The 22,534-nt window shown below is 74.4% G+C and carries 19 protein-coding genes and 1 pseudogene; 11 read left to right on the forward strand and 9 right to left on the reverse strand.

The window, feature by feature from the left end; all coding sequences use genetic code 11:
* Nucleotides 1-375 precede the first annotated feature (375 nt).
* Both K5O09_RS18265 and K5O09_RS18270 read left to right on the forward strand, forming a co-directional pair.
* A complete protein-coding gene (locus K5O09_RS18265; RefSeq protein ID WP_222170858.1) occupies nucleotides 376-531 on the forward strand; it encodes a hypothetical protein in 156 nt (51 codons plus the stop codon).
* A gap of 514 nt (nucleotides 532-1,045) precedes the next feature.
* A pseudogene (locus K5O09_RS18270) lies at nucleotides 1,046-1,525 on the forward strand (IS3 family transposase); the annotation flags it as partial.
* A 213-nt stretch (nucleotides 1,526-1,738) separates the two neighbouring features.
* Here the strand turns inward: K5O09_RS18270 and dnaB are convergent.
* A complete protein-coding gene (gene dnaB, locus K5O09_RS18275; RefSeq protein WP_222170859.1) occupies nucleotides 1,739-3,106 on the reverse strand; it encodes a replicative DNA helicase in 1,368 nt (455 codons plus the stop codon).
* Between the two features lie 338 nt (nucleotides 3,107-3,444).
* On the opposite strand from dnaB, the gene K5O09_RS18280 reads away from it, so the two are divergent.
* Entirely contained in the window at nucleotides 3,445-4,761 is a 1,317-nt protein-coding gene (locus K5O09_RS18280; RefSeq protein ID WP_222170860.1) for an MATE family efflux transporter, read from the forward strand.
* Here K5O09_RS18280 and K5O09_RS18285 read toward each other — a convergent pair.
* The 6 genes from K5O09_RS18285 to K5O09_RS18310 form a co-directional block, all read right to left on the reverse strand.
* Nucleotides 4,748-5,035 carry a hypothetical protein gene (locus tag K5O09_RS18285; RefSeq protein ID WP_222170861.1) on the reverse strand — a complete coding sequence of 96 codons (288 nt, stop codon included), beginning with the start codon at nucleotides 5,033-5,035 and terminating at the stop codon, nucleotides 4,748-4,750. The genes K5O09_RS18280 and K5O09_RS18285 overlap by 14 nt on opposite strands.
* 121 nt (nucleotides 5,036-5,156) lie before the next feature.
* Nucleotides 5,157-5,606, reverse strand: a complete 450-nt coding sequence (rplI, locus tag K5O09_RS18290) for a 50S ribosomal protein L9 (protein ID WP_222170862.1) — start codon at nucleotides 5,604-5,606, stop codon at nucleotides 5,157-5,159.
* A gap of 14 nt (nucleotides 5,607-5,620) precedes the next feature.
* A complete protein-coding gene (gene rpsR, locus K5O09_RS18295) occupies nucleotides 5,621-5,857 on the reverse strand; it encodes a 30S ribosomal protein S18 (RefSeq protein ID WP_013772910.1) in 237 nt (78 codons plus the stop codon).
* Nucleotides 5,858-5,966: 109 nt separating this feature from the next.
* Nucleotides 5,967-6,494, reverse strand: coding sequence for a single-stranded DNA-binding protein (locus K5O09_RS18300; protein WP_222170863.1), 528 nt, complete (start codon nucleotides 6,492-6,494; stop codon nucleotides 5,967-5,969).
* 80 nt (nucleotides 6,495-6,574) lie between these two features.
* Nucleotides 6,575-6,868 (reverse strand): 30S ribosomal protein S6, encoded by a 294-nt coding sequence (rpsF, locus tag K5O09_RS18305; RefSeq protein ID WP_146834523.1) that lies wholly within the window; start codon nucleotides 6,866-6,868, stop codon nucleotides 6,575-6,577.
* Nucleotides 6,869-7,087: 219 nt separating this feature from the next.
* Nucleotides 7,088-9,481 (reverse strand): penicillin-binding protein, encoded by a 2,394-nt coding sequence (locus K5O09_RS18310; protein ID WP_222170864.1) that lies wholly within the window; start codon nucleotides 9,479-9,481, stop codon nucleotides 7,088-7,090.
* A 344-nt stretch (nucleotides 9,482-9,825) separates the two neighbouring features.
* On the opposite strand from K5O09_RS18310, the gene K5O09_RS18315 reads away from it, so the two are divergent.
* Nucleotides 9,826-10,482 (forward strand): PadR family transcriptional regulator, encoded by a 657-nt coding sequence (locus tag K5O09_RS18315; protein ID WP_222170865.1) that lies wholly within the window; start codon nucleotides 9,826-9,828, stop codon nucleotides 10,480-10,482.
* Nucleotides 10,479-11,573 carry an inositol-3-phosphate synthase gene (locus tag K5O09_RS18320; protein WP_222170866.1) on the forward strand — a complete coding sequence of 365 codons (1,095 nt, stop codon included), beginning with the start codon at nucleotides 10,479-10,481 and terminating at the stop codon, nucleotides 11,571-11,573. Before K5O09_RS18315 ends, K5O09_RS18320 begins: the two co-directional genes overlap by 4 nt.
* A gap of 119 nt (nucleotides 11,574-11,692) precedes the next feature.
* Here the strand turns inward: K5O09_RS18320 and K5O09_RS18325 are convergent, their stop codons facing one another.
* Nucleotides 11,693-12,178: a hypothetical protein gene (locus K5O09_RS18325; RefSeq protein ID WP_222170867.1), complete on the reverse strand. Its 486-nt coding sequence runs from the start codon at nucleotides 12,176-12,178 to the stop codon at nucleotides 11,693-11,695.
* A gap of 60 nt (nucleotides 12,179-12,238) precedes the next feature.
* Here K5O09_RS18325 and K5O09_RS18330 point away from each other — a divergent pair, with 60 nt between their 5' ends.
* Complete coding sequence (locus K5O09_RS18330; protein ID WP_222170868.1) at nucleotides 12,239-13,534, forward strand: MFS transporter; 1,296 nt, start codon at nucleotides 12,239-12,241, stop codon at nucleotides 13,532-13,534.
* Between the two features lie 16 nt (nucleotides 13,535-13,550).
* On the opposite strand, the gene K5O09_RS18335 is transcribed toward K5O09_RS18330, so the two are convergent.
* A complete protein-coding gene (locus tag K5O09_RS18335; protein ID WP_370635585.1) occupies nucleotides 13,551-14,999 on the reverse strand; it encodes a CCA tRNA nucleotidyltransferase in 1,449 nt (482 codons plus the stop codon).
* A gap of 161 nt (nucleotides 15,000-15,160) precedes the next feature.
* Between K5O09_RS18335 and K5O09_RS18340 the strand changes: the two genes are divergently transcribed.
* From K5O09_RS18340 to K5O09_RS18360, 5 genes are all read left to right on the forward strand, one after another.
* Nucleotides 15,161-15,709: an NUDIX hydrolase gene (locus K5O09_RS18340; RefSeq protein WP_222170869.1), complete on the forward strand. Its 549-nt coding sequence runs from the start codon at nucleotides 15,161-15,163 to the stop codon at nucleotides 15,707-15,709.
* On the forward strand, nucleotides 15,706-18,051 hold the full coding sequence (locus K5O09_RS18345) for a DUF6049 family protein (protein WP_222170870.1): 2,346 nt from the start codon (nucleotides 15,706-15,708) through the stop codon (nucleotides 18,049-18,051). The genes K5O09_RS18340 and K5O09_RS18345 overlap by 4 nt, the downstream gene beginning before the upstream one ends.
* A complete protein-coding gene (gene murJ / locus K5O09_RS18350) occupies nucleotides 18,048-19,766 on the forward strand; it encodes a murein biosynthesis integral membrane protein MurJ (RefSeq protein ID WP_222170871.1) in 1,719 nt (572 codons plus the stop codon). The genes K5O09_RS18345 and murJ overlap by 4 nt, the downstream gene beginning before the upstream one ends.
* Before the next feature lie 181 nt (nucleotides 19,767-19,947).
* A complete protein-coding gene (locus K5O09_RS18355; RefSeq protein ID WP_222170872.1) occupies nucleotides 19,948-21,681 on the forward strand; it encodes a protein kinase family protein in 1,734 nt (577 codons plus the stop codon).
* Nucleotides 21,678-22,475 (forward strand): discoidin domain-containing protein, encoded by a 798-nt coding sequence (locus K5O09_RS18360; RefSeq protein WP_222170873.1) that lies wholly within the window; start codon nucleotides 21,678-21,680, stop codon nucleotides 22,473-22,475. Before K5O09_RS18355 ends, K5O09_RS18360 begins: the two co-directional genes overlap by 4 nt.
* The last annotated feature ends 59 nt before the right edge of the window (nucleotides 22,476-22,534 follow it).

Below are 22,534 nucleotides of genomic sequence, written 5' to 3' on the forward strand. Positions count from 1 at the left end.
CGGACGGCGGGCGGACCTGACGGTCGGCTGACGGTGTACGGGGCGGCGGAGGCCCCGCCGGGCGGGCCGGCGAGGCCGGGTCAGGCCGGGGAGCGGACCGCCGCGACGGCGGCGTCGTACAGCGCGGCGAGGTCGCCGGTGCCGCCGCTGCGCGTCCACTGCTCCCCGCGACGTCCAGGCAGGCGATGGCGCTGGCGACGATCGCGGGTGCCGCGACGGCGGCGTCGTGGCCGGCGTGCTCGAGCCGCGCCCGGACGTCCGGCACGAGGAGTTCCTGCCAGTGCAGGTGCTTCTCGATGCTGCGGGACCGCAGCGACGGCGTCTCGTACATCTCGTCGCCGCCCCGACTTCGTCGCCCCCGGGGACCCGGTCGCCATGGCCACCGCGATGATCGACGCCGTCGACACCGAGCCGGCGCCGCTGCGCCTCGTCCTCGGGTCCGACGCCTGGGCCGGTGTCACGACGGCCCTGGAGGCGCGGCTGGAGCAGGTCCGCGGGCAGGAGGCGAGCGCGCGGCGGGGGGACGGCTGAGCGGACGGGGTAGCGGGGTCAGACGAAGCCGTCCGGGACATCACTGCTCACCTCCACCACGGTGCTCAGCCTCATGCGGCCTGGCGTCAGGTCGCGCCGGTCAGCGGCCCTCCCGGGCGAGTACGGCTCGAGCGACACGGTCGCCGTGGGCCGTACTGGCGAGCCACACGATCGCACCGGGAGGCGGGATCTCGTCGCGTCACTCGGTCAGCCACTCCCGCGTGATCCGCTCGACAGCCTCACCAACCGGGCACGGCCACGTGATGACCCTGTTCATCCACGTCGCCGGCGAGGACCCGCCCGCCGACGACGAGTTCCGCGATGAGCCCCAAGCCAGCGAGCGCCGAAGGGTCGGGTCCGACAGACCGCGCAGACGCGTGCTCCCGTAGACCCACCCCGCATCCGCCCAATCATCGAGTCCACCAACGAGGATGTCGTCCCTCGGTGACCGACGTGGATCTTGAACGGGTCCCGGCCCGGAACGCGGATGTCGATCGTCGATCCTCCGGACCGCGACATCACCGAGCACCCCACCCGCGAGGGCAAGCTCTACTGCTGCTGCGTCCTGGACGCCTTCAACCGGAGGATCATCGGCTGGTCGATCGACTCCACCCAGGACACCCGCCTGGTCATCAACGCCCTCGACATGGCCATCAGCAACCGAGACCCGGCCCCGGGCGGGATCGTGCATGCCGATCACGGGGCCCAGTTCACGTCCTGGGCGTTCGGGGACCGGATCCGGCAGGCCGGCCTCATGCCATCGTTCGGGTCCGTCGGTGACGGCCTGGACAACGCGACGATGGAATCGTTCTGGTCCTCGATGCAGATCGAGCTGCTCAACCGACAGCGGTGGAACACCCGCGTCGAACTCGCGAACGCGATCTTCGAGAACATCGAGATCTTCCACAACCGCCGCCGCCGGCACTCCAGCCTCGGCTACCTCAGCCCGATCGAGTTCGAGCTACGCTCCGAACTGCCATCCATACCGGCCTGACCACCACGCCCACAGTGGTAACCAAGCCGTAGGGCAGGTCACGGTGTCAACCGACCCTGCAGCAGTCCCCCGACGTCGGGCGTCACAATCGCGTGAGGGAAGCTGGACTGACGTAAGGCCAGTTCAGACCGCCACACCGATGCGCGGAACGCCACAACCTCGCCACAAGACGGGCCCGGAAAGCACAACTTCTAGTCAGGACCTACAGCTTCCTCACGCCTGCATGTCGACGAACCGCGAGTAGTGCCCCTGGAACGCCACCGTGATCGTGTCGGTGGGCCCGTTGCGGTGCTTCGCCACGATGAGATCCGCCTCGCCGGCGCGGGGCGACTCGCGCTCGTACGCGTCCTCGCGGTGCAGCAGGATGACCATGTCGGCGTCCTGCTCGATGGAGCCGGACTCACGCAGGTCGCTCATCTGCGGCTTCTTGTCGGTGCGCTGCTCGGGGCCACGGTTGAGCTGGGACAGCGCGATGACGGGGACCTCGAGCTCCTTGGCGAGCAGCTTCAGCGCGCGGGAGAACTCGGAGACCTCCTGCTGGCGGGACTCGACGCGCTTGCCGGAGGACATGAGCTGCAGGTAGTCGATGAGCACGAGCTTGAGGTCGTGCTTCTGCTTGAGGCGCCGGCACTTGGCGCGGATCTCCATGAGCGACATGTTCGGCGAGTCGTCGATGAACAGCGGCGCCTCGGTGAGCTTGCCCTGGATGGCGGCGAGCTTCTGCCAGTCGTCGTCGCCCATCTGGCCGGTGCGCATCTTCTGCAGCGGCACGCGGGCCTCGGCGGACAGCAGGCGCATCGTGATCTCGGAGCGGCTCATCTCCAGGGAGAACACGACGGACGCCTGGTGGTTCTTGATGGACGCCGCGCGGGCGAAGTCGAGCGCGAGGGTCGACTTGCCGATGGCGGGGCGGGCGGCGATGACGATCATCTGCCCGGGGTGCAGGCCGTTGGTGAGGCGGTCGAGGTCGGCGAAGCCGGTGGGGACGCCGACCATGCCCTCGCCGCGGTGCCCGGCGGACTCGATCTCGTCGAGGGTGCCGGCGACGACCTCGCCGAGGCGGTGGTAGTCCTCGGTGGTCCGGCGCTCGGTGACGGCGTAGACCTCGGCCTGCGCGTTGTTGACGATGTCGTCGACGTCGCCGCCGTCGGTGGCGTACCCGAGCTGCACGATGCGGGTGCCGGCCTCGACGAGGCGGCGCAGGACGGCGCGCTCCCGGACGATGCGGGCGTAGTACCCGGCGTTCGCCGCGGTCGGCACCATCGAGATGAGGGTGTGCAGGTACGGCACGCCGCCGATGCGCCCGATCTCGCCGCGCTTGGTGAGCTCGTCGGCGACGGTGACGGCGTCGGCGGGCTCGCCGCGGCCGTACAGGTCGATGATCGCGTCGTAGATCGCCTCGTGCGCCGGGCGGTAGAAGTCGTTGCCGCGGATCTGCTCGACGACGTCGGCGATGGCGTCCTTCGAGATCATCATGCCGCCGAGCACGGACTGCTCGGCGTCGAGGTCCTGCGGGGGTGTCCGGTCGAACGCCGCGCGGCCTCCCGCGGGCGCCCCGTACTCCAGGTCCTCGATCGTCACGCGCCCCGCCCCACCTTCATGTCGTCGCCCACGCCCCGCCGAACTCCCGTTCTACCGCCTGCCACCCACACCCCCGGCAGGACGGCGGACACCCGGACGGTTCGCGCGCCGACGCGAGGCTAGGCGCGACCGGAGGGGACCGGCAAGCGCGTCGTCCACAGGGGTTGTGGGCGAGGGTGTGGAAGGCTGTGGACACGCACCGGGTGACTGTCCACAGGTCGTGGACACAGGTGTGGATGAGGCCGGACAGGCCCGCGACCAGGACGTTCTCACCGGCGCAAACGCGGTGAACCGATGTGGACAGGACGAAGTTGGGCCGGATTTCACGCCTCGGACACATGCTGTCCACCGTCGACCGCCAGATCCTCGCGCTCGCCGTGCCGGCGCTGGGGGCGCTGGTCGCCGAGCCGCTGTTCGTGCTCGTCGACTCGGCGATCGTCGGGCGGCTGGGGACGACCGAGCTGGCGGGCCTGTCGCTCGCGTCGACGCTGCTCGTCACGGTGGTGGGCCTGTGCGTGTTCCTCGCGTACGCGACGACGGCGGTCGTCGCCCGGCGGCTCGGCGCCGGCGACCGCGCGGGCGCGCTGCAGGTCGGCGTCGACGGGCTGTGGCTCGGCGGCGGCCTGGGCGTCCTGCTCGCGGCGGTGGCGCTCGTCCTCGCGCCGTGGGCGGTCGGGGCGCTCGGTGCGACCGGGGACGTCGCGGACCAGGCCGTGGCGTACCTGCGCGCCTCGGCGCCCGGTCTCCCCGGGATGCTGCTCGTGCTCGCCGCGACCGGCGCACTGCGCGGGCTGCAGGACACCCGCACGCCGCTCGTGGTGGCCGGGACCGGTGCCGCCGTGAACGCGGTGCTGAACGCCGTGCTCGTCTACGGGGCCGGGCTCGGCATCGCGGGGTCGGGGCTCGGCACGGCGATCACCCAGCTCGCGATGGGCGCCGCCCTCGTGCTCGTCGTCGTCCGCGGCGCCCGGGCGGCAGGAGCGTCCCTGCGGCCCGCGGCGGGCGGCATCCTCGCCGGCGCCCGCACCGGCACGCCGCTGCTGCTGCGCACGCTGTCGCTGCGCGCGGCGATCCTGCTGACCGTCTGGGTGGCGACCGGTCTCGGCCCGGTGGCGCTGGCCGGGCACCAGGTGGTCAACGCCGTGTGGGGGTTCGTGGCGTTCGCGCTCGACGCGCTGGCGATCGCCGCGCAGGCGCTCGTCGGGCACGCGCTCGGCGCTGCGGACGTGCCGCTCGTGCGGTCCCTGCTGCGCCGCACGCTGCAGTGGGGCGTCGGCGCCGGGGTGGTGCTCGGCGCCGTCACCGGGGGGCTGGGGTGGTGGCTGTCCGCGGCGTTCACGTCGGACCCCGAGGTGCGGCACGCGGTGACGGTCGCGCTCGTCGTCGCGGCGGTGCTCATGCCGATGGCCGGCTGGGTGTTCGTGCTGGACGGGGTGCTCATCGGCGCGGGCGACGGGCGGTTCCTCGCGGGGGCCGGGCTGGTGACGCTCGCGGTCTACGTCCCGGTCGCGCTGGCCGTCCGGGCGTGGGCCCCGGAGGGCTGGGCGGGGCTCGCGTGGCTGTGGGCGGCGTTCGCCGGGGTGTTCATGCTGGCGCGGGCGCTGACCACCGGGCTGCGTGCCCGCGGCGAGCGGTGGATGGTCACCGGGGCGTGACGTCGGGCCCGTCGGGCCCGTGCGCCTCGGCTCCGGCCGGCGCGGCGGGTCCGTCGGGCGCTGCCGCCCCCGGCGCCGCCGAGCGGATGCTCAGGACCATGAAGACGATCCCGACAGGCAGGAACGCGAACGCCGACGCCCGCATCGAGTCGTTCGCCAGGCCGGCGAGCCCGAGGACCAGGAACACGATCCCGATCGGCAGGAAGGCGGCGTTCGGGTTGCCCGAGTCCTCCTCGTCGCCCTCGGGCGCGGGCGGGGGTGGCTGCTCGCTCATCCCTCGACGCTACCGAGCGCGCCGGGCAGCGACCTCCCCCGCGGGACGGATCCCGTCCTCCCCCGGACGCACGCACGCCCCGCCCCGGCGGACCGGGACGGGGCGTGCGGGTGGTGCTGGGTCAGGCCGCGACGACCTTGACGGTCAGCTTCGCGGAGACCTCGGCGTGCAGGCGGACCTGCACCTCGTACTCGCCGGTCGCCTTGATCGGCTGCGCGACCTCGACCTTGCGGCGGTCGATCGACGGGCCGCCGGCGGCCTTCACCGCGTCGGCGATCTCGGCGGTCGTGATGGCGCCGAACAGGCGGCCGGACTCGCCGGCCTTCGCCGTCACGGTCACCGGGTTGCCCTGGAGGGAGTCACGCACGGCGCGCGCCTCCTCGAGGGTCTCGATCTCGCGGGCCTTGCGGGCACGGCGGATCTGCGTGATCTCCTTCTCGGCGCCCTTCGACCAGGTGGTCGCGAGGCCGCGGGGGACCAGGTAGTTCCGGGCGTACCCGTCCTTGACGTCGACGACGTCACCGGGAGCGCCGAGACCCGTGACCTCGTGGGTCAGGATGAGCTTGGCCATCTTCGTGCTCCTTCTCAGCGCGCCGACGACGAGTACGGCAGGAGCGCCATCTCGCGGGCGTTCTTGACGGCCCGCGCGATCGCGCGCTGCTCCTGGACGGACACGCCGGTCACGCGGCGGGCGCGGATCTTCCCGCGGTCGGAGATGAACTTCCGCAGCAGGGCGGTGTCCTTGTAGTCGACCGACTCGATCTTCGCCGCCTTGAGCGGGTTCTGCTTCTTCTTGGGCTTCCGGACAACGGCCTTGGCCATCGTGGTGCTCCTCTTCTACGTCTGGAGCCCGGGGCGTTGCCATGCCCCGGGATGGGATGTGCTGGGCGGGCGCCGGCGGACGCGGGCCCGCCGGTGCCTCAGAGGTCGATCAGAACGGGGGCTCGTCGGAGTAGCCGCCCGCGCCGCCGCCCGCGGGCGTGGCCCACGGGTCGTCCTGCGCGGCCTGGCCGCCGCCGTTGAAGCCGCCGCCCTGGTTGAAGCCGCCGCCGCCACCGCCGCCACCGCCGTTGAAGCCGCCGCCACCGCCGGACCGCTGGGTCCGGGTGACCTTGGCCGAGGCGTAGCGGAGGGACGGGCCGACCTCGTCGACCTGCAGCTCGTACACCGTGCGCTTCTCGCCCTCGCGGGTCTCGTACGACCGCTGGACCAGCCGGCCGCTGACGATGACGCGGGTGCCCTTGGTGAGCGACTCGGCGACGTTCTCCGCCGCCTCCCGCCAGATCGAGCAGCGGAGGAACAGCGTGTCGCCGTCCTTCCACTCGTTGCTCTGGCGGTCGAAGGTGCGCGGCGTGGACGCCACGGTGAAGTTCGCGACCGCGGCCCCGGACGGGGTGAACCGCAGCTCCGGGTCGGCGGTCAGGTTCCCGATCACCGTGATGGTGGTGTCACCAGCCATGCCAGCTCCTCGTTCTCGTCGAATGCTCGTCTCGGGCTGTGCCGCCCCTGGTCGGGGACGGTACGCGCGCGGTCAGACACTCAGGCGTCCTGGCGGAGCACCTTCGTGCGGAGGACGGCCTCGTTGAGGCCGAGCTGGCGGTCCAGCTCCTTGGCGGTGTCCGGCGTCGAGGAGAAGTCGACGACGGCGTAGATGCCCTCGGACTTCTTCTTGATGTCGTAGGCCAGGCGGCGACGGCCCCAGATGTCCACCTTGTCGACGGAGCCACCGTCGGTCTTGACGACCGACAGGTACTTGTCGAGCGACGGTGCGACCGTGCGCTCCTCGATGTCGGGGTCGAGGATGATCATGATCTCGTACTGACGCAGGCTCATACCCACCTCCTCTGGTCTCGGCGGCCACGGTCGTTCCGTGGCAGGAGGGTGTCGTGCGTCGCTGCGCCGTGCCGGTGTCGATCGGCGACGCCGGCTGGGCACAGCAGCGCACCAGTCTAGCGGGTCGCGCAGGTCGTGCGGTACGCCCCGTCAGGACGCTGGACGGCACCGCCCGGCGGCGCCGCAGGATCGGCGGGCGGCCGGCCCGTGGGCGCCGGGTCAGCCGTCGGTCGTGCCGCCCCCCGCGTCGGCACCGGGATCCGGCGCACCGGTCGGCGGCGGGTCCACCGGAGCCTGCGTCGCGGGCGGCTCCTGCGGCTCCGGGCCCTTCGACACCCGCAGCGACACCGTCGACCCGGGCGCCACCTGCGCACCCGGTCCGGGGCTGGCGGCGAGCACGGTGCCCGCGGGCGAGGAGTCGAACACCTCCGTGACCGCCGGCACGAGCCCCGCGTTCACGATCGCGGCCTGCGCGTCGCCGGACAGCCTGCCGACCAGGCCGTCGGGCACCGGGACGGTCGCGGGCTGCTCCGGCTCGGGCGCCTGCGTCTCGACCGGCGCCTCCGTCGTGGGGGGTGCGGTGGGCTGCCGGTTCGCGTTCACGTTCGCCCGCGGCGGGAACGGCGTCGGCGTGGCGTACTGCTCGAGCTGCAGCACAGGCGTCATGTAGTCCGCCCACAGCGCCGCCGGCCACGTGGACCCCGTCACCTGCGTCACGCGGCCCCACGGCGTGATCTCGGCGACGTCCTTGCCGTTCTCGCCGACCTGGCTGAGCGCCACGGCCGTCGAGATCTGCGGCGTGAAGCCGACGAACCACGCCGACTTGTTGTCGGTCGACGTGCCCGTCTTGCCGGCGATGTCACGGCCGATCGGCTTGATGTACGTCGACCCGGAGCCGGCCTCGACGACCTGGGTCATCGCGTAGGTGGTGTCGGCCATGACGCCGGCGTCGAACTGCTGCGTCGGCTGGGTCTGCCCCGAGTACGCGACGTCGCCGTCCGGGTAGGTGGCCTCCGCGACCATGTACGGCTTGTGGTACGAGCCCTGCGCGGCGATGGTCCCGTACGCCGACGCCATGTCGAGCGGGCTGACGTCGTCGGTGCCGAGCACGTTCGACGGCAGCGCGTTGACCGGCGAGGTGACACCGGCGCGCTCGGCGACGTCCGCGGTCTTCTCCGGCCCGATCTCGAGGTTGAGCTGGGCGTACACCGTGTTGACCGACTGCTCCGTCGCCTTGACCAGGTCGATCGTGCCGAAGTCCTGGAAGCCGAAGTTGTTGACCTTCCAGCCGTCGAACTCCTGCGGCGAGTAGCCCTGGTACGTGTCGGTGAGCGCCTTGCCGTTCTCCAGGGCCGCGATCAGCGTGAACGGCTTGAACGTCGAGCCGGCCTGGGCCTTGCCGCGGGTGGCGCGGTTGATCTGGTCGGCCAGGAAGTCCCGGCCGCCGTACATCGAGACGATCGCGCCGGTGGTCGGGTCGACGGACACGATGCCGACCTTGAGCGCCTCGGCGGGCGTCGCTCCGTCGGAGAGCCCACCGCTGCGGAGCTTCTCGACCGAGGCGACGGCCTGGTCCTGCACCGGCTTCTGGATCGTGGTCGTGATGCGCAGGCCGCGGCGCTGCAGCATCTCCTCGGTGATCGAGCCCGTGGCGGTGAGCTCCTGCGTCACGTACTCGAGGAGGTACCCGTTGGGGCCGGCGAGCCGGTCGCTGCGCTCGTACGGGATCGTCTCGGGGAACGTCAGCGCGTCACGGTCGGCCTCGGTGACGTAGCCGTCGCGCTCCATGCCGTCGAGCACGTAGTTCCAGCGCTGCTCGGCCTTCTCGGGGCTGACCGCCGGGTCCCAGTTGTTGGGCGACGGGATCAGCCCGGCGAGCATCGCGGCCTGCGAGAGGTCGAGCTCGGCGGCGGGCTTGCCGAAGTACACCTGCGCGGCGGCGTCGATGCCGTAGGCGTTCCGGCCGAAGTAGATCGTGTTGAGGTAGCGGCCGAGGATCTGCTCCTTGGTCTCCGTCTGCGCGATCTTGATCGCCAGCAGGGCCTCCTTGGCCTTGCCGAGGTAGTCGGTCGTCGTCTGGCCGACGTAGTACCGCTCGACGTACTGCTGCGTGAGGGTGGAGGCGCCCTGCGTCTCGCCGCCGGTGACGTTGTTGAGGAGGGCACGCGCCATGCCGCGCAGGTCGATGCCCTGGTTCTCGAAGAACGTCTTGTCCTCGGCGGAGACGACGGCCTGCCCGACGTACTCCGGCAGCGACTCGTAGTCGACGAGGTTCCGGTTCGGGCCCTGGTAGGTGCCGAGCTCCGTGCCGTCGGAGTAGTAGACGGTCGACGCCTGCTCCTCGGCGAAGTCGTCGGGCGCGGGTACGTCGGTCAGCGCGTAGGCGGCGACCGCGAGGCCGAGGCAGAGGAACACGAAGGCGAGGATGCTGCCGACCACGAAGCGCCACGAGGGCAGCCAGCGGTGCAGGCCGCGGTAGCCCCGGCGGGGGTAGTCGATGAGCCGCCGCCGGCCGCCGCCCCGGGCGCTGCCGGTGGCCGCGGTCCGGGACGCACCGCCGCGCGGCGACGTCCGCGCGGGAGCGGTCGAGGACCGTCGGGTGGAGCCTGCCAACGCACTGCCTTCCTGTGGACCGGTGAGGGGGCGTCGAGCGGCAGGAGCCGGCCGGGCCCGGATCAGTATGCGCGAGCCGGTGGCGGCGGCCCGGGGCGGGGTCCCCCGGGCCCGCGGACCTTCACGTGATCGCCACGAGGCCTGCCGCTGGGCTTCCCGACCCGACGAGGATCCTCGCAGCCCCGGCGCCCGGGGGCACGCGAGCCGCGCGGGAACCACCGCATCGGGGGTCCGCGACGCGCCGGCCGTGACGTCGCTCTTGCCCGGATCGCCCGGATCGCCCTACGCTCCCCGATGTATCAGTTCGATACATCGTCGTGCGAACAAGCGGGAGGAGGGGTCCGGTGCGCGCCAAGTCCGACGTGCTCGAGTCCGCCATCCTCGGGCTGCTCCACGACTCCCCGATGCACGGGTACGAGCTGCGCAAGCGGCTCAACCTGCTGCTCGGCTCGTTCCGGGCGCTGTCCTACGGGTCGCTGTACCCGGCGCTCAAGTCGCTCGTCGCGCGCGGACTCATCGCGGGGTCCGACCCGCAGCAGGCGCCCGCGCACGGACTCGCCGGCAAGCGCGCCCGGATCGTCTACCAGCTCACCGCCGAGGGCAAGGAGCAGTTCCAGCACGTGCTGGCGTCCTCCGGCCCGGCCGCGTGGGAGGACGAGAACTTCGGCTTCCGGTTCGCGTTCTTCGGGCAGACCGACGCCGAGACGCGGCTGCGGATCCTCGAGGGCCGGCGCACCCGGCTCACCGAGCGGCTGGAGACGATCCGCGAGTCCGTCACCCGGACCCGCGTCCGCATGGACGAGTACACCCTCGAGCTCCAGCGTCACGGGCTCGAGCAGGTCGAGCGCGAGGTGCGCTGGCTCGACGACCTCATCGACCACGAGCGCAGCAACCGCGGCGCCCGTCCCCAGGGAGACGGCCACCCGGCCGCCACCCGCACGAACGCTGTCGAGGATGACTCCATCGTCGCGGCACAACCCCCTCAGAAGGAGCGAGGATGACTGCCATCCGCGTTGCGATCGCGGGCGTGGGTAACTGCGCCTCGTCGCTGGTCCAGGGCGTGCACTACTACGCCGACGCCGAGCCGGGCACCAAGGTGCCGGGCCTCATGCACGTGCAGTTCGGGGACTACCACGTCTCCGACCTGGAGTTCGTGCTCGCGTTCGACGTCGACGCCAAGAAGGTCGGGTTCGACCTGTCCGAGGCGATCGTCGCGTCCGAGAACAACACCATCAAGATCGCCGACGTCCCGCCGCTCGGCGTGACCGTCCAGCGCGGCCCGACCCTCGACGGCATCGGCAAGTACTACGCCCAGACCATCGAGGAGTCCGACGCGGAGGCCGTGGACGTCGTCCAGGCGCTCAAGGACGCGAAGGTCGACGTGCTGGTGTCCTACCTGCCGGTCGGCTCCGAGGAGGCCGACAAGTTCTACGCCCAGGCCGCCATCGACGCGGGCGTGGCCTTCGTCAACGCGCTGCCCGTGTTCATCGCGTCCGACCCCGAGTGGGCCGCGAAGTTCGAGGCGGCCGGCGTGCCGATCGTCGGCGACGACATCAAGTCCCAGGTCGGCGCGACCATCACGCACCGCGTGCTCGCCCGCCTGTTCGAGGACCGCGGCGTCATCCTGGACCGCACGTACCAGCTGAACGTCGGCGGCAACATGGACTTCAAGAACATGCTCGAGCGCGAGCGCCTGGAGTCCAAGAAGATCTCCAAGACGCAGGCCGTCACCTCGAACCTCGAGGACGGGCCGCTGGCCGGCAAGAAGGACGACCGCAACGTCCACATCGGCCCGTCGGACTACGTGGCCTGGCTCGACGACCGCAAGTGGGCGTACGTCCGCCTCGAGGGCCGCGCGTTCGGCGAGGTGCCCCTGAACCTGGAGTACAAGCTCGAGGTCTGGGACTCCCCGAACTCGGCCGGCATCATCATCGACGCCGTCCGCGCCGCGAAGATCGCGAAGGACCGCGGCATCGGCGGCCCGATCCTGTCGGCGTCGACCTACTTCATGAAGTCCCCGCCGGTCCAGCACGAGGACCAGCACGGCCGGGAGCTCGTGGAGAAGTTCATCCGCGGCGAGATCGAGCGCTGACCCGCCCGTAGCGGAGCGCAGGATCAGCGCGACCACGAGATCGAGCGCTGACCCGCGACGAGGGGCCCGGCACCACATCGGTGCCGGGCCCCTCGCGCGTCCCCGGGGACGAGGCGTCGTCAGGACGCGGCGATCTCCGCCCGCAGCGCCCCGAGCAGCGTCTCCAGGTCGTCCGCGAGCGCCTCGGCCTGCGCCTGCGTGGCGGTCGCGGACAGCGTCCACACCGTCGCGGGCGCGCCGTCGGCGCCGGGCCGGGCGACGAACTCCTGCACCTGGGTGAGCCGCACCGGCTCCCCGTCGATCGTCGTGGTGAAGCGCACCTCCTGCGCGAGCGCGGGCGTCGTCGCGTCCCCGGCCTGCTCGCGCCGGTGCAGCGCGACGTCCTGCTCGGTGGCCTGGATCGCCCGGAGCGCCTCGGCGCCGAGCGTGAGCACCAGTCCCGGGTCGGCGGAGCGCTGCACCCCGACGGTGACGTTCGCGGTGAAGCCGGCGTCCGGCACGTCGTGGGCGGCGGCGAACGCGATGCCCGGCGTGCCGAGCCGGTCCGGCGGGATGGTGCGCCACCCGTCGGGCAGCGCGCCGGCGTCCTGGGGGTCGGTGCTCATGGGTCTCCTCGGTCGGCTGGCCGCACCGAGTCTAGGAGGAGCGCCCGTTAGCCTGGCCCGGTGCAGGTGGTCTCCGATCTGAAGCAGCTGTGGCCCCTGGTGGACTTCCGGCGGCTGCTCGCCGTGCGCCTGGTGAGCCAGTGCGCGGACGGCCTGTTCCAGGCGGGGCTCGCGACGCTGTTCTTCTTCTCGCCGGAGAACGCCACCACCGCGACCGGGGTGGCGGCCGCCTTCGCGGTGCTGCTGCTGCCGTTCACCGTGGTGGGGCCGTGGGCGGGCGTGCTGCTGGACCGGTGGCGCCGGCGACAGGTGCTGCTGGTCGGCAACCTCGTCCGCACGGGGCTGACGCTGCTGACGGCGCTGGTGATGGCGACGGCCGGCGTCGCCCCCGCGGTCTACGTGCTGGCGCTCGTGACGCTGTCGGTCAACCGGTTCCTGCTGTCGGCGCTGTCGGCGTCCCAGCCGCGGGTCGTCGCCGGGCCGCTGCTGCTCACGGCGAACTCGATCACCCCGACGCTCGGCACGGTGTCGTCCGGCGTCGGCTGGGGCATCGGGTTCCTGCTCGGCCTGGTGCTGCCGGGGGGCACCACCCGCGACGTGGCGTCGCTGGTCGCGGCGGCGGTGCTGATGACGACGGCCTCGCTCGTCGCGACCCGGCTCGGCAAGGACCTGCTGGGTCCGGACGTCCGGGCCGACGCGTCGGAGATGCGCCGCGCGCTCGGCACGCTGGCCCGCGGCCTCGTCGGCGGGGCCCGCTACCTGGTCCGGCGCGGCACCCCCGCCCGGGCGCTCGGCGTCATGGCCGTGCACCGGTTCCTGTACGGCGCCGTCTTCATCGCGAGCCTGCTGATCTCACGCAACCTGCTGTCGGACCCCGCCGACGCGCGGGCCGGGCTGGTCACGTTCAGCACCGTGGCCGCGGTGACCGGGGTCGGCTTCGCCCTGGCGGTCGTCGCGACGCCGATCGTGTCGCCCCTGGTCGGACCGCAGGGCTGGATCTCGATCTGCCTGGTGCTGGCGGCGGCGACGCAGGCGCTCCTCGCGGTCACCGTCGCGTTCCCCGCGGTCCTCGCCGGGTCGTTCGTGCTGGGCCTGGCGGCGCAGGGCGCGAAGATCGCGGTCGACACGATCGTGCAGCGGGACACCGCGGACGCGTTCCGCGGCCGGGCGTTCGCGCTGTACGACGTGCTGTACAACGCGGCGTTCGTCGGCGCCGCGGCCCTGGCGGCCGTCGCGCTGCCGGACACCGGGTGGTCCCGCGGGGTGTTCGCCCTGCTGGCGCTGGCCTACCTGGCGGCGGCCGCGGTGTACCGGACTCGCGCGACGGTCCCCGAGGCGGTGCCGGCCGCGGCCTGACCGAGCCGGCGCGACGTCAGCCCTGTCGCTCGGCCCACCAGGCCAGCAGCTCCTCGCGGGCGGCCTCCTCGCCGAGCGGGCCGCGCTCCATGCGCAGCTCGAGCAGGTACCGGTACGCCTCGCCGACCACGCGGCCGGGGCCGACGCCGAGCGCCGCCATGATCTGCGTGCCGTCGAGGTCCGGGCGGATGGCCGCCAGCTCCTCCTGCTCCCGCAGCTCCGCGATCCGGCGCTCCAGGTCGTCGTAGGCCTGGGACAGCCGGCGGGCCTTGCGGACGTTGCGGGTCGTGCAGTCCGATCGGGTCAGACGGTGCAGGCGCTCCAGCAACGGGCCCGCGTCGGTGACGTACCGGCGGACCGCGGAGTCGGTCCAGGCACCGTCCCCGTAGCCGTGGAACCGCAGGTGCAGCTCGGTGAGCCGGGCGACCGCCTGGACCGTCGCCTTGTCGAAGTGCAGCGCGCGCAGCCGCTTCGCGACGAGCTTCGCGCCCACGACCTCGTGGTGGTGGAACGACACCCCGCCGCCGGACTCGAACCGGCGGGTCGCCGGCTTGCCGATGTCGTGCAGCAGGGCGGCGAGCCGCAGCACCAGGTCCGGGCCGGGCACGGCCCCGTCCGGGCCGGTCTCCAGGGCGATCGCCTTGTCGAGCACCGTCAGGGAGTGCTCGTAGACGTCCTTGTGGCGGTGGTGCTCGTCGATCTCCAGCCGCAGCGCCGGCAGCTCGGGCAGCACCTGCTGCGCCAGGCCCGTGTCGACCAGGACCCGCAGGCCCGGGCGCGGCTGCGGCGACAGCAGCAGCTTGACCAGCTCGTCGCGCACCCGCTCCGCGGACACGATGGCGAGCCGCTCCGCCATGTCCGTGGCTGCTGCGAGCGCCGCAGGGTCGACCGCGAACCCGAGCTGTGCGGCGAAGCGGGCGGCGCGCATCATCCGCAGCGGGTCGTCGTCGAACGACTGCCGCGGGTCGACCGGCGTCCGCAGCACCCCGCGCGCGAGGTCCTGCAGGCCCTCGAACGGGTCGACGAAGGCGAGCTCAGGCAGCCGGATCGCCATCGCGTTGACGGTGAAGTCGCGGCGCGACAGGTCGCCCTCGAGCGTGTCTCCGAAGACGACCTCGGGCTTGCGGGACGTCGGGTCGTAGGCGTCGGTCCGGTAGGTCGTGACCTCGACGACGACGTCCGGCGCCCCGCGACGCCCGTGCCGGCGGGCGCCGATGGTGCCGAACGCGCGCCCGATGTCCCAGTGCGCGTCCGCCCAGCCGGCCAGCAGCCGCTCGGTCTCGTCGGGCGTCGCCGAGGTCGCGAAGTCGAGGTCGGCGCTCGGTCGGCCGAGGAACGCGTCGCGCACCGGGCCGCCCACCAGTGCCAGCTCGTGACCCGCGGCGCGGAACAGCCCGCCCAGCTCGAGGGCAGCCGGGGCGAGTCCGGCGATCACGCCGAGCGCGCGCTTCTGCAGCGCGACCAGCGCCTCGGGGTCGGCGGTGCCCGCGGCGGCGGGGCGGGGGGTCAGGTCCTCGGGCGGCACGACGCCCAAGCCTGCCAGATCGGCGCGGCGGCGGTCCCCGTCCACACGTCCTCCACGCGCACGCGGCCGGTCGCCAGGGCGGAGTCGTTACAGTGGCCTGCATGCCCGAGCCCGTGAGCGCCCTGCCACCGGAGGGCGTGCCCGCCCCTCCGGGGGGCCACGCGCTGCGGATCGACCCGCGGACGACCCGGGTCCGGCACACCCAGCTGCCCGTCGTCGAGGAGACCTCGGCGGGCGGCCTGGTGGTGCGCCTGGAGGGCGGCGTCCACGTCGCGGCGGTCATCGCGCGCCGCAACCGCGCGGGCCGGCTCGAGTGGTGCCTGCCGAAGGGCCACCTCGAGGGCGAGGAGACGCCGGAGGAGGCAGCGGTCCGCGAGATCGCCGAGGAGACCGGCATCGTCGGGCGGATCGTCCGGCGGCTCGGCGTCATCGACTACTGGTTCACGGGCGACGACCGGCGGGTGCACAAGATGGTGCACCACTACCTGCTGGGCGCGGTCGGCGGTGAGCTGACGGTCGAGGGCGACCCCGACGGGGAGGCCGAGGACGTGGCGTGGGTGCCGGTCCTCGAGCTGCCGGCGCGGCTGGCCTACCCCAACGAGCGGCGACTGGCCGAGACCGCGCACGTGGTCCTGGTCGGCCAGGCATGAGGCTGCGGGGCACCGGGCGCCGGGCGCGCAGGGCCGCCGCCGCCCTCGTCGCGACCGCCGTGCTCGCGCTGCCGGCCCTGTCCGTGGCACCGGCGGTCGCCGCGGCGGGAACCGGGACCGCGCAGGCCGTGCCCGTGCCCGCAGCCCCCGCCACGGACGACCTTCCGGTCTCCGTCGCCGTGACCGACGTGGCGCCGCAGGTGCTGCAGCCCGGCGAGGACCTCACCGTGACCGCCCGGCTGCGGAACGAGGGCGACGAGGCCGTCGAGCGTCCCCGCGCGTCCGTCCGCATCTACCGGTACCGGATGTCGTCGCGCGACGAGCTGGCGCGCTGGGCCGCGAGCGGCGCGTCCAGCCCCGTCGGCGACGTGGCCGCGACCACCGTGCTCGACGACCCCCTCGAGCCCGGGCAGCAGGTGACCGTCGAGGTCACGGTGCCCGCCTCCGCGATCGGGCTGCTCCGCACCGACGACGCCTGGGGTCCGCGCGGCATCGCGCTCGACGTGTTCGACGGCTCGTCCCGCGTCGGCATCGAGCGCACGTTCCTGCTGTGGCAGTCCGCGGAGGACGTGCCGGCGACACGGCTCGGCGTGCTCGCGCCCGTCGTGGGACCCGCGACTGACCCGGCGAGCACGGCGGCGAGCACCACGGCGGGCGAGGACGACGGCGAGGACGAGCACGGCGGCCCGGGGGCCACCGGCGCGCCGGAGGCGACCGGCTCGCCCACCCCGACCTCCTCACCCACCGGTGGCGCGGGGGCCGGGTCGGGGACCGACGACGAGGGCACGACCGACGACGAGGGGTCTGACGCCGCGCTCACCGCCCTGACCTCCGCGGGCGGCCGGTTGAGCCGCCTGCTGCAGGCCACCGCCGAGCACCCCTCCGTCACCTGGGCCGTCGACCCCGCCCTCGTGGAGGCCGCCGCCGCCGGGTCGCGGGCCGACCGGGCCTGGTTCTCGTCCCTCGAGGACGCGGCGGGGTCCCGGGAGGTGCTGCGGCTGCCCTGGGCCGACCCCGACCTGGCGGCGATCGCGCACGCGGGCGAGCCCGACCCGGACGCGGACCTGCTGCAGCTCGCCCAGGAGGTCACCGGGTCCACCGAGGACAGCGCGCTGTGGTCGGACGCCCGGCCCGTGCTGCTGACCGCCGACGACGTGCCGGACCTCGTGACCGCCGCCCGCGCCGCGAGCTCGGCGCCCGGCGTGCCGCTCGTCGTCGGGTCCGCCGCGCTGCCGCCGCTCGGACTCGCCCCCGTCGGTGCACGGGCGTCCGTGGCGACCGACGGCGGGGCGGTCTCCGCGCTGGTCCCCGACGCGACGCTCAGCGCCCTGCTCGCCACCCCCTCCGCCGTCCAGCCCGGCGCCACCGCGGCGACCACCGCGCAGCGCGCCCTCGCCGAGACCGCCGTGCTCGCCCGCGCCGGCGACGACGAGGGCGTCGACGTGCTCGCCACCCTGCCGCGCGACTGGCAGCCCTCCGCGACGCTGACCTCCGCGGCGCTCGACGCGCTCGAGGCCGCGCCGTGGGTCGACACCGTCGGCGTCGGGGAGCTCGCGACGGGCACCGACACCGCGTCCGAGCGCGGGGCCCTGCCCGCGTCGAGCCGCGCCGGCACCGAGCTCACCCCCGCGTGGGTCAACGCGCTGGCCGCGGACTGGCGCGCCGCCGGCGAGTTCGCGAGCGTGGTCGAGGATCCCGCCGCCCTGCTCGACGGGCTGGACGCCGCGCTCGTCGCCCCCCTCGCCGTGGCCTGGCGCGACGACCCCGAGGGGCGCGCCACCGCCGTGGCGGACGCGCGCCGCGAGGCCACCGACCGGCAGTCCGGGCTGGTCGCGGTGCTCAACCAGCAGTTCACCGTCATCTCGTCGTCCGCGCAGATCACGGTCGCCGTCCGCAACGAGCTCGACCAGGCCGCCCGGGTGCGGGTCGAGCTGCGCCCGCACAAGGGCTGCCTCGACACCGCGCGGTCCGACCTCACGACCGTCCCGCCGGAGCAGGAGACCTCCGTCGTCCTGACGCTGCGCGCCAGCGCCAACTGCGATGTCGAGGTCGACGTCAGCCTGGTGTCCGCCGGCGGGCGGGAGCTGGCGACGCCCGTGCAGTTCTCCGCGCGCGTCGCGCCGACCATCGAGAGCGTCGGCAGCTGGGTGATCGGCGTGCTGCTCGCTCTGGCGCTCGCCTTCGGCATCTGGCGCACGGTCCGCCGCGGGCAGACCGCCCGGCGCGGCGCCCGCGTGGTGCAGGACCCGGTCACCGCCCGCGCCGCGCAGCCCCCGGTGGGCACCGACGACGAGGACCCCGACGACGCTCCCGACCGGCCCGGACGACAGGACCCCTCATGACGACACCCGCCCCCGGGGCGGCCGGGGCCGACCCGGACGGCACCGCCGGCGGCGGCACCGCGGCCACCGATCCCGCATCCGGCGACCCGGCCGCGGACGCGCCCGCGCTCCCGGCCCGCAGCGGGCTCGGACGCTCGTCGCTCATCATGGCGTCCGGCACGGCAGCGTCCCGCGTCCTCGGCTTCGTCAACACCGCCCTGCTCGGGTGGGCGATCGGCCTGACGGGCAGCGTGGCGAACGCCTTCTCCGTCGCCAACAAGCTGCCGAACACCCTGTACCTGCTCATCGCGGGCGGCGTGCTCAACGCCGTGCTCGTGCCCCAGGTGGTGCGGGCCTACCGGCGGCCCGACGGCCAGCACTACGTCGACCGGCTGCTGACCGTCGGCATCGTCGGTCTCGGCGGGCTGACCGTCGTGCTGACCGCGGCCGCCCCGCTGTGGGTGCTGCTGTACTCCGAGTTCCCCGACCCGCGCGTCACGGCGGTCGCCACGACCATGGCGTTCTGGTGCATCCCGCAGGTCTTCTTCTACGGGCTGTACTCGCTTCTGGGCCAGGTGCTCAACGCGCGCGGCTCGTTCGGGCCCTACATGTGGGCCCCCGTGGTCAACAACATCGTGTTCATCGCGGGCCTGCTCGTCCTGGTCCGCACGTACGGCCCGGTCGACGAGCACACGCCGGTCGGGGAGTGGACGGGCGCCCAGACCGCGGTGCTCGGCGGAGCCGCGACCGTCGGCATCGTGGCGCAGGCGCTCGTGCTGCTGGTACCGCTGTACCGCAGCGGGTTCCGGTACCGGCCGCGCTGGGGGCTGCGCGGGTCCGGCCTCGGGTCGGCCGGGCGGGTCGCGAGCTGGACGTTCCTCGGCCTGCTGATCGGCCAGGTCGGCGTCTGGAGGATCAGCGTCGTCGCGTCGTCGGTCACCGGCGAGGGTCTCGCCGGCAACGCGGTCTACGACCGGGCGTTCCTGCTGTTCATGCTCCCGCACTCCCTCGTCACGGTGACGCTCGCGACAGCGCTGTTCACCCGGCTGTCCGGGCGGGCGGCCGCGGGCGACGCCGCGGGGGTCCGGGCCGACCTCTCGCTCGGCCTGCGCACCGTGGGCGTGTTCACCGTGCTGGCCACGACAGGGATCGCGGTCCTCGCGTTCCCGCTGGTCCGCGCGATGTTCCCCACGCAGACCGACACGGCCGTCCACTCGCTCGCCGTCGTCGTCGTGGTGCTCCTGCTCGGCCTCGTCCCGTTCGGGATCTGGTCGCTGTGCCAGCGCGTGTACTACGCCTACGAGGACGCGCGCGGGATGATCCCCGTCCAGGTCGTCATGGCGGCCGTCGTCGTCGGGGGCACCGAGCTGGGGCGGGCGCTGCTCGCCGACCGGTACTGGGTCGCCGCGGCGTGCGCGTCGATGGCGCTGTCGTACCTGGTCGGGGCCGCCGCCGCGCTCGTGTCGGTCCGGCGGCGGCTCGGCGGTCTCGACGGCCGGCGGGTCCTGGTGCTGCACCTCAAGGCCGGCGCGGGGGCGGTGCTCGCGGCCGCCGCGGGGCTCGGGCTGCTGGCCGCGCTCGGCCCGGTGCAGACGTTCCGGGACGCCGTGGTCGCGTGCGTCGCCGGCGCGGTGCTGATCACCGCGGTGTACGTCGGCACGCTCGCCCTGCTCCGCGTCGGAGAGCTGGGTGTCCTGCTGCGGCCCGTGCTCCGCGTGGTGCGCCGCGGGCGCTGACCCGGCCGGTCCGCGAGCCCTCCGTCGCCGGCCCGGCCGGCGGGGCGACGCGGTCCCCAGGGACCCCCGCGGATCCGCCGCCGCACCGGCAGCCCGTCTAGCATGACGGGGAGCCCGCGCCGGTGACGGCGCGGCCGACCGGCGGCAGACCCCACGACCCGACGACCCGACGGAGGACCAGGTGGCGCAGTCCCGACCCGGGGACCCCGGACGTCGCGGCGACCCCGCCGGCCGGTTCGGGAGCACCGTCGCCGGGCGGTACCGGCTGGACGAGCCGCGCCACGGGGACCTGCCCGGCGCCGAGCGCTGGACCGCCACCGACCAGATCCTGGCCCGGCGGGTCACGGTGACCCTCGTGACCGGGCCGCGCGCGGCTGCCGTGCTCGACGCCGCGCGGAGGGCCGCCCTCGTCGTCGACCCCCGCCTGGCCCGGATCCTCGACGTCGGGACCGCCGACGGCACGGGCTACGTCGTCACGGAGGCGGTCGACGGACGCAGCCTCGCGGCGCTCGCCGCCCGCGCCCCGCTCGCCCCCGACCAGGCGCGCGCGGTCGTCGGGGAGGCAGCCGCCGCCCTGGAGGTCGCGCGCCGCAGGGGCGTCCACCACCTCGCGCTGCGCCCCGAGACCGTGGTCCTCACCTCCGGCAGCCGCGTCGTGGTGGAGGGGCTGGCGGTCGACGGCGAGCTGCTCGACGCCGCAGGCGGGGGCGCGCACGCCATGAGCCGCACCGACACGGTCGGCCTGGTCCGGGTGCTGTACGCCGCTCTCACCGGGCAGTGGCCCGCCGCCACGACCACCACCGCGCCCGTACCCACGTTCGAGGAGTGGGCCTCCAGGGCGCCCGACGGGCCCTCCGCCTCCGTCGACCCCGGGCTGCCGGCCGCGCCCGACCACGACGGCTCCCCCACCGCACCCGCCGACCTGGTGCCCGGCGTGCCCGCGGACCTCGACACGCTCTGCGTCGTGACCCTCGGGCCGCACGACGACGGCCCGCACAGCCCCGGTGAGCTCGTCCGCGAGCTCGAGCCCTGGCGTGCCGTCCGCGCCGACGAGGTGTTCCGCGCCGCCGACTCCGGGCGCTGGCCCGCCCTCACCGACTCCCCCGTGCCCCCGCGCGCGGACGGTGGCACGCCCACCGGCACGACCACCGCACCTCCGACGGGAAGCAGCCCCATGAGCGACGACCAGCAGCGCACCAGCCCGACCGCGGACGGCGACACCCCGGCCGAGGGGTCTCCGGCGGCCGGGGCCGGTGGCGGGGCCGCGGCTGCGGGTGGGGCGGCGGGCGCCGCTGCCGCGACCGGGACCACCGCGGGCGCGACCGGCACCGGGGCCGTCCCCGGGGTCGGCGCTGCAGCGGCCACCGGCGAGGCGGCTGCCACGGCCGCGGGCGCAGGGGCCGGCGCGGCGGCCGGCACCGCCGCGGCGGGCGGCGGCGTGGCACGCCAGTCCGTGCGCTCCGCGTTCGGCGCGGCCCAGGGGCCGGGCACCCGGCGCCCCGGGACGCCGCCCCCGCCGTCCCCGTCGGCTCGCGCACGTCCGGACCCGCGCCCGACGGCCCGTCGGACGCCCCCGGCGACACCCCGCCGTCCGTCCCGCCCGCCCGGTCCGGGTCGGCGGCCGAGCCCGCACCGGCGGCCGGACCCGACATGCCGCCGGCCATCCCGCCCGCCGGTCGTGGCGCGCCGTCCGGCGACCGCGAGGCCCGCCGCGAGCAGGACGACGAGCGCGACGACCGTCCCGCGGCGGGGGACGCCGCCGTCGCCGGTCTCGCCGCCGCCGCCGCTGCCGCGTCACCCCGGCCCGAGCCGGCACGCGCGTCCGCCCAGGACGCGAGCACGACCGGCAACGCCGGGGCCTCCGAGCCGTCCGGCCCCCCGGTCCGCCGGACGACCTCGGCGTTCGCGACCGTGACGCCCGAGCCACGGCCGGCACCCGAGGCCGCGGCACGTGCCGCCGACCCGGAGCCCCTCGGCGCCGCGGACGCCCCGGGCGGTCCGGGCCACCCGGACTGGGACCTGCCGTTCGCCGCCGACGAGCCCTCCCGCGGCCCGGGCCAGCGCCGGTTCGACCCGACGCGCTGGGTCCTCGGACTGGTCGCCATCGGCGTGGTCGTCGGCGTCGTGATCGCCATCGGCAACGTGCTGCGCCCCTGGGACGGCGGCGGGGACGACTCCGCCGGGGCCGTCCCGGTGGTCACGCCGACGGTCACCGCACCGCCCGCGCCGGAGGACACGGGCGACGACGGCGCCGGCGAGGACGAGGAGGCGCCCGCCACCGAGCCGCCGGTCATCGCCACCGTCACCACCATCGACACGTCGGACGACGACGGCGAGCACGAGGAGCTCGTCGGGCGGCTCACCGACGGGGACCCGGCCACGGCCTGGTACACCCACACGTACAACCGCCCGGACTTCGCGGGCTTCAAGGACGCCGTGGGCCTGGTCGTCACGCTGCAGCAGCCCGCCACGGTCAGCGCGATCACGCTCGACGTCAACGGGTCCGGCGGCAACGTCGAGGTCCGGTCCACCGACGGTGCCAACCCCACGGCGGGCGACGTCCTCGCGGCGGGCCCCCTCTCCCCGCAGACCGTCCTCACCCTCGCCCAGCCGACCGAGACGCAGAGCATCGTCCTGTGGTTCACCGCGCTGGCGCAGGCACCGGACGGCGCCAACAAGATCGAGATCTCGACCCTCTCCGTCTCCTGACCGCAGGCCCTCCCGGGCCCGGAACAGACCGGTCCGCCGATCTGTTCTCCCGGCATCAG

The sequence above is a fragment of the Cellulomonas sp. C5510 genome (assembly GCF_019797765.1).
GTDB lineage: Bacteria > Actinomycetota > Actinomycetes > Actinomycetales > Cellulomonadaceae > Cellulomonas.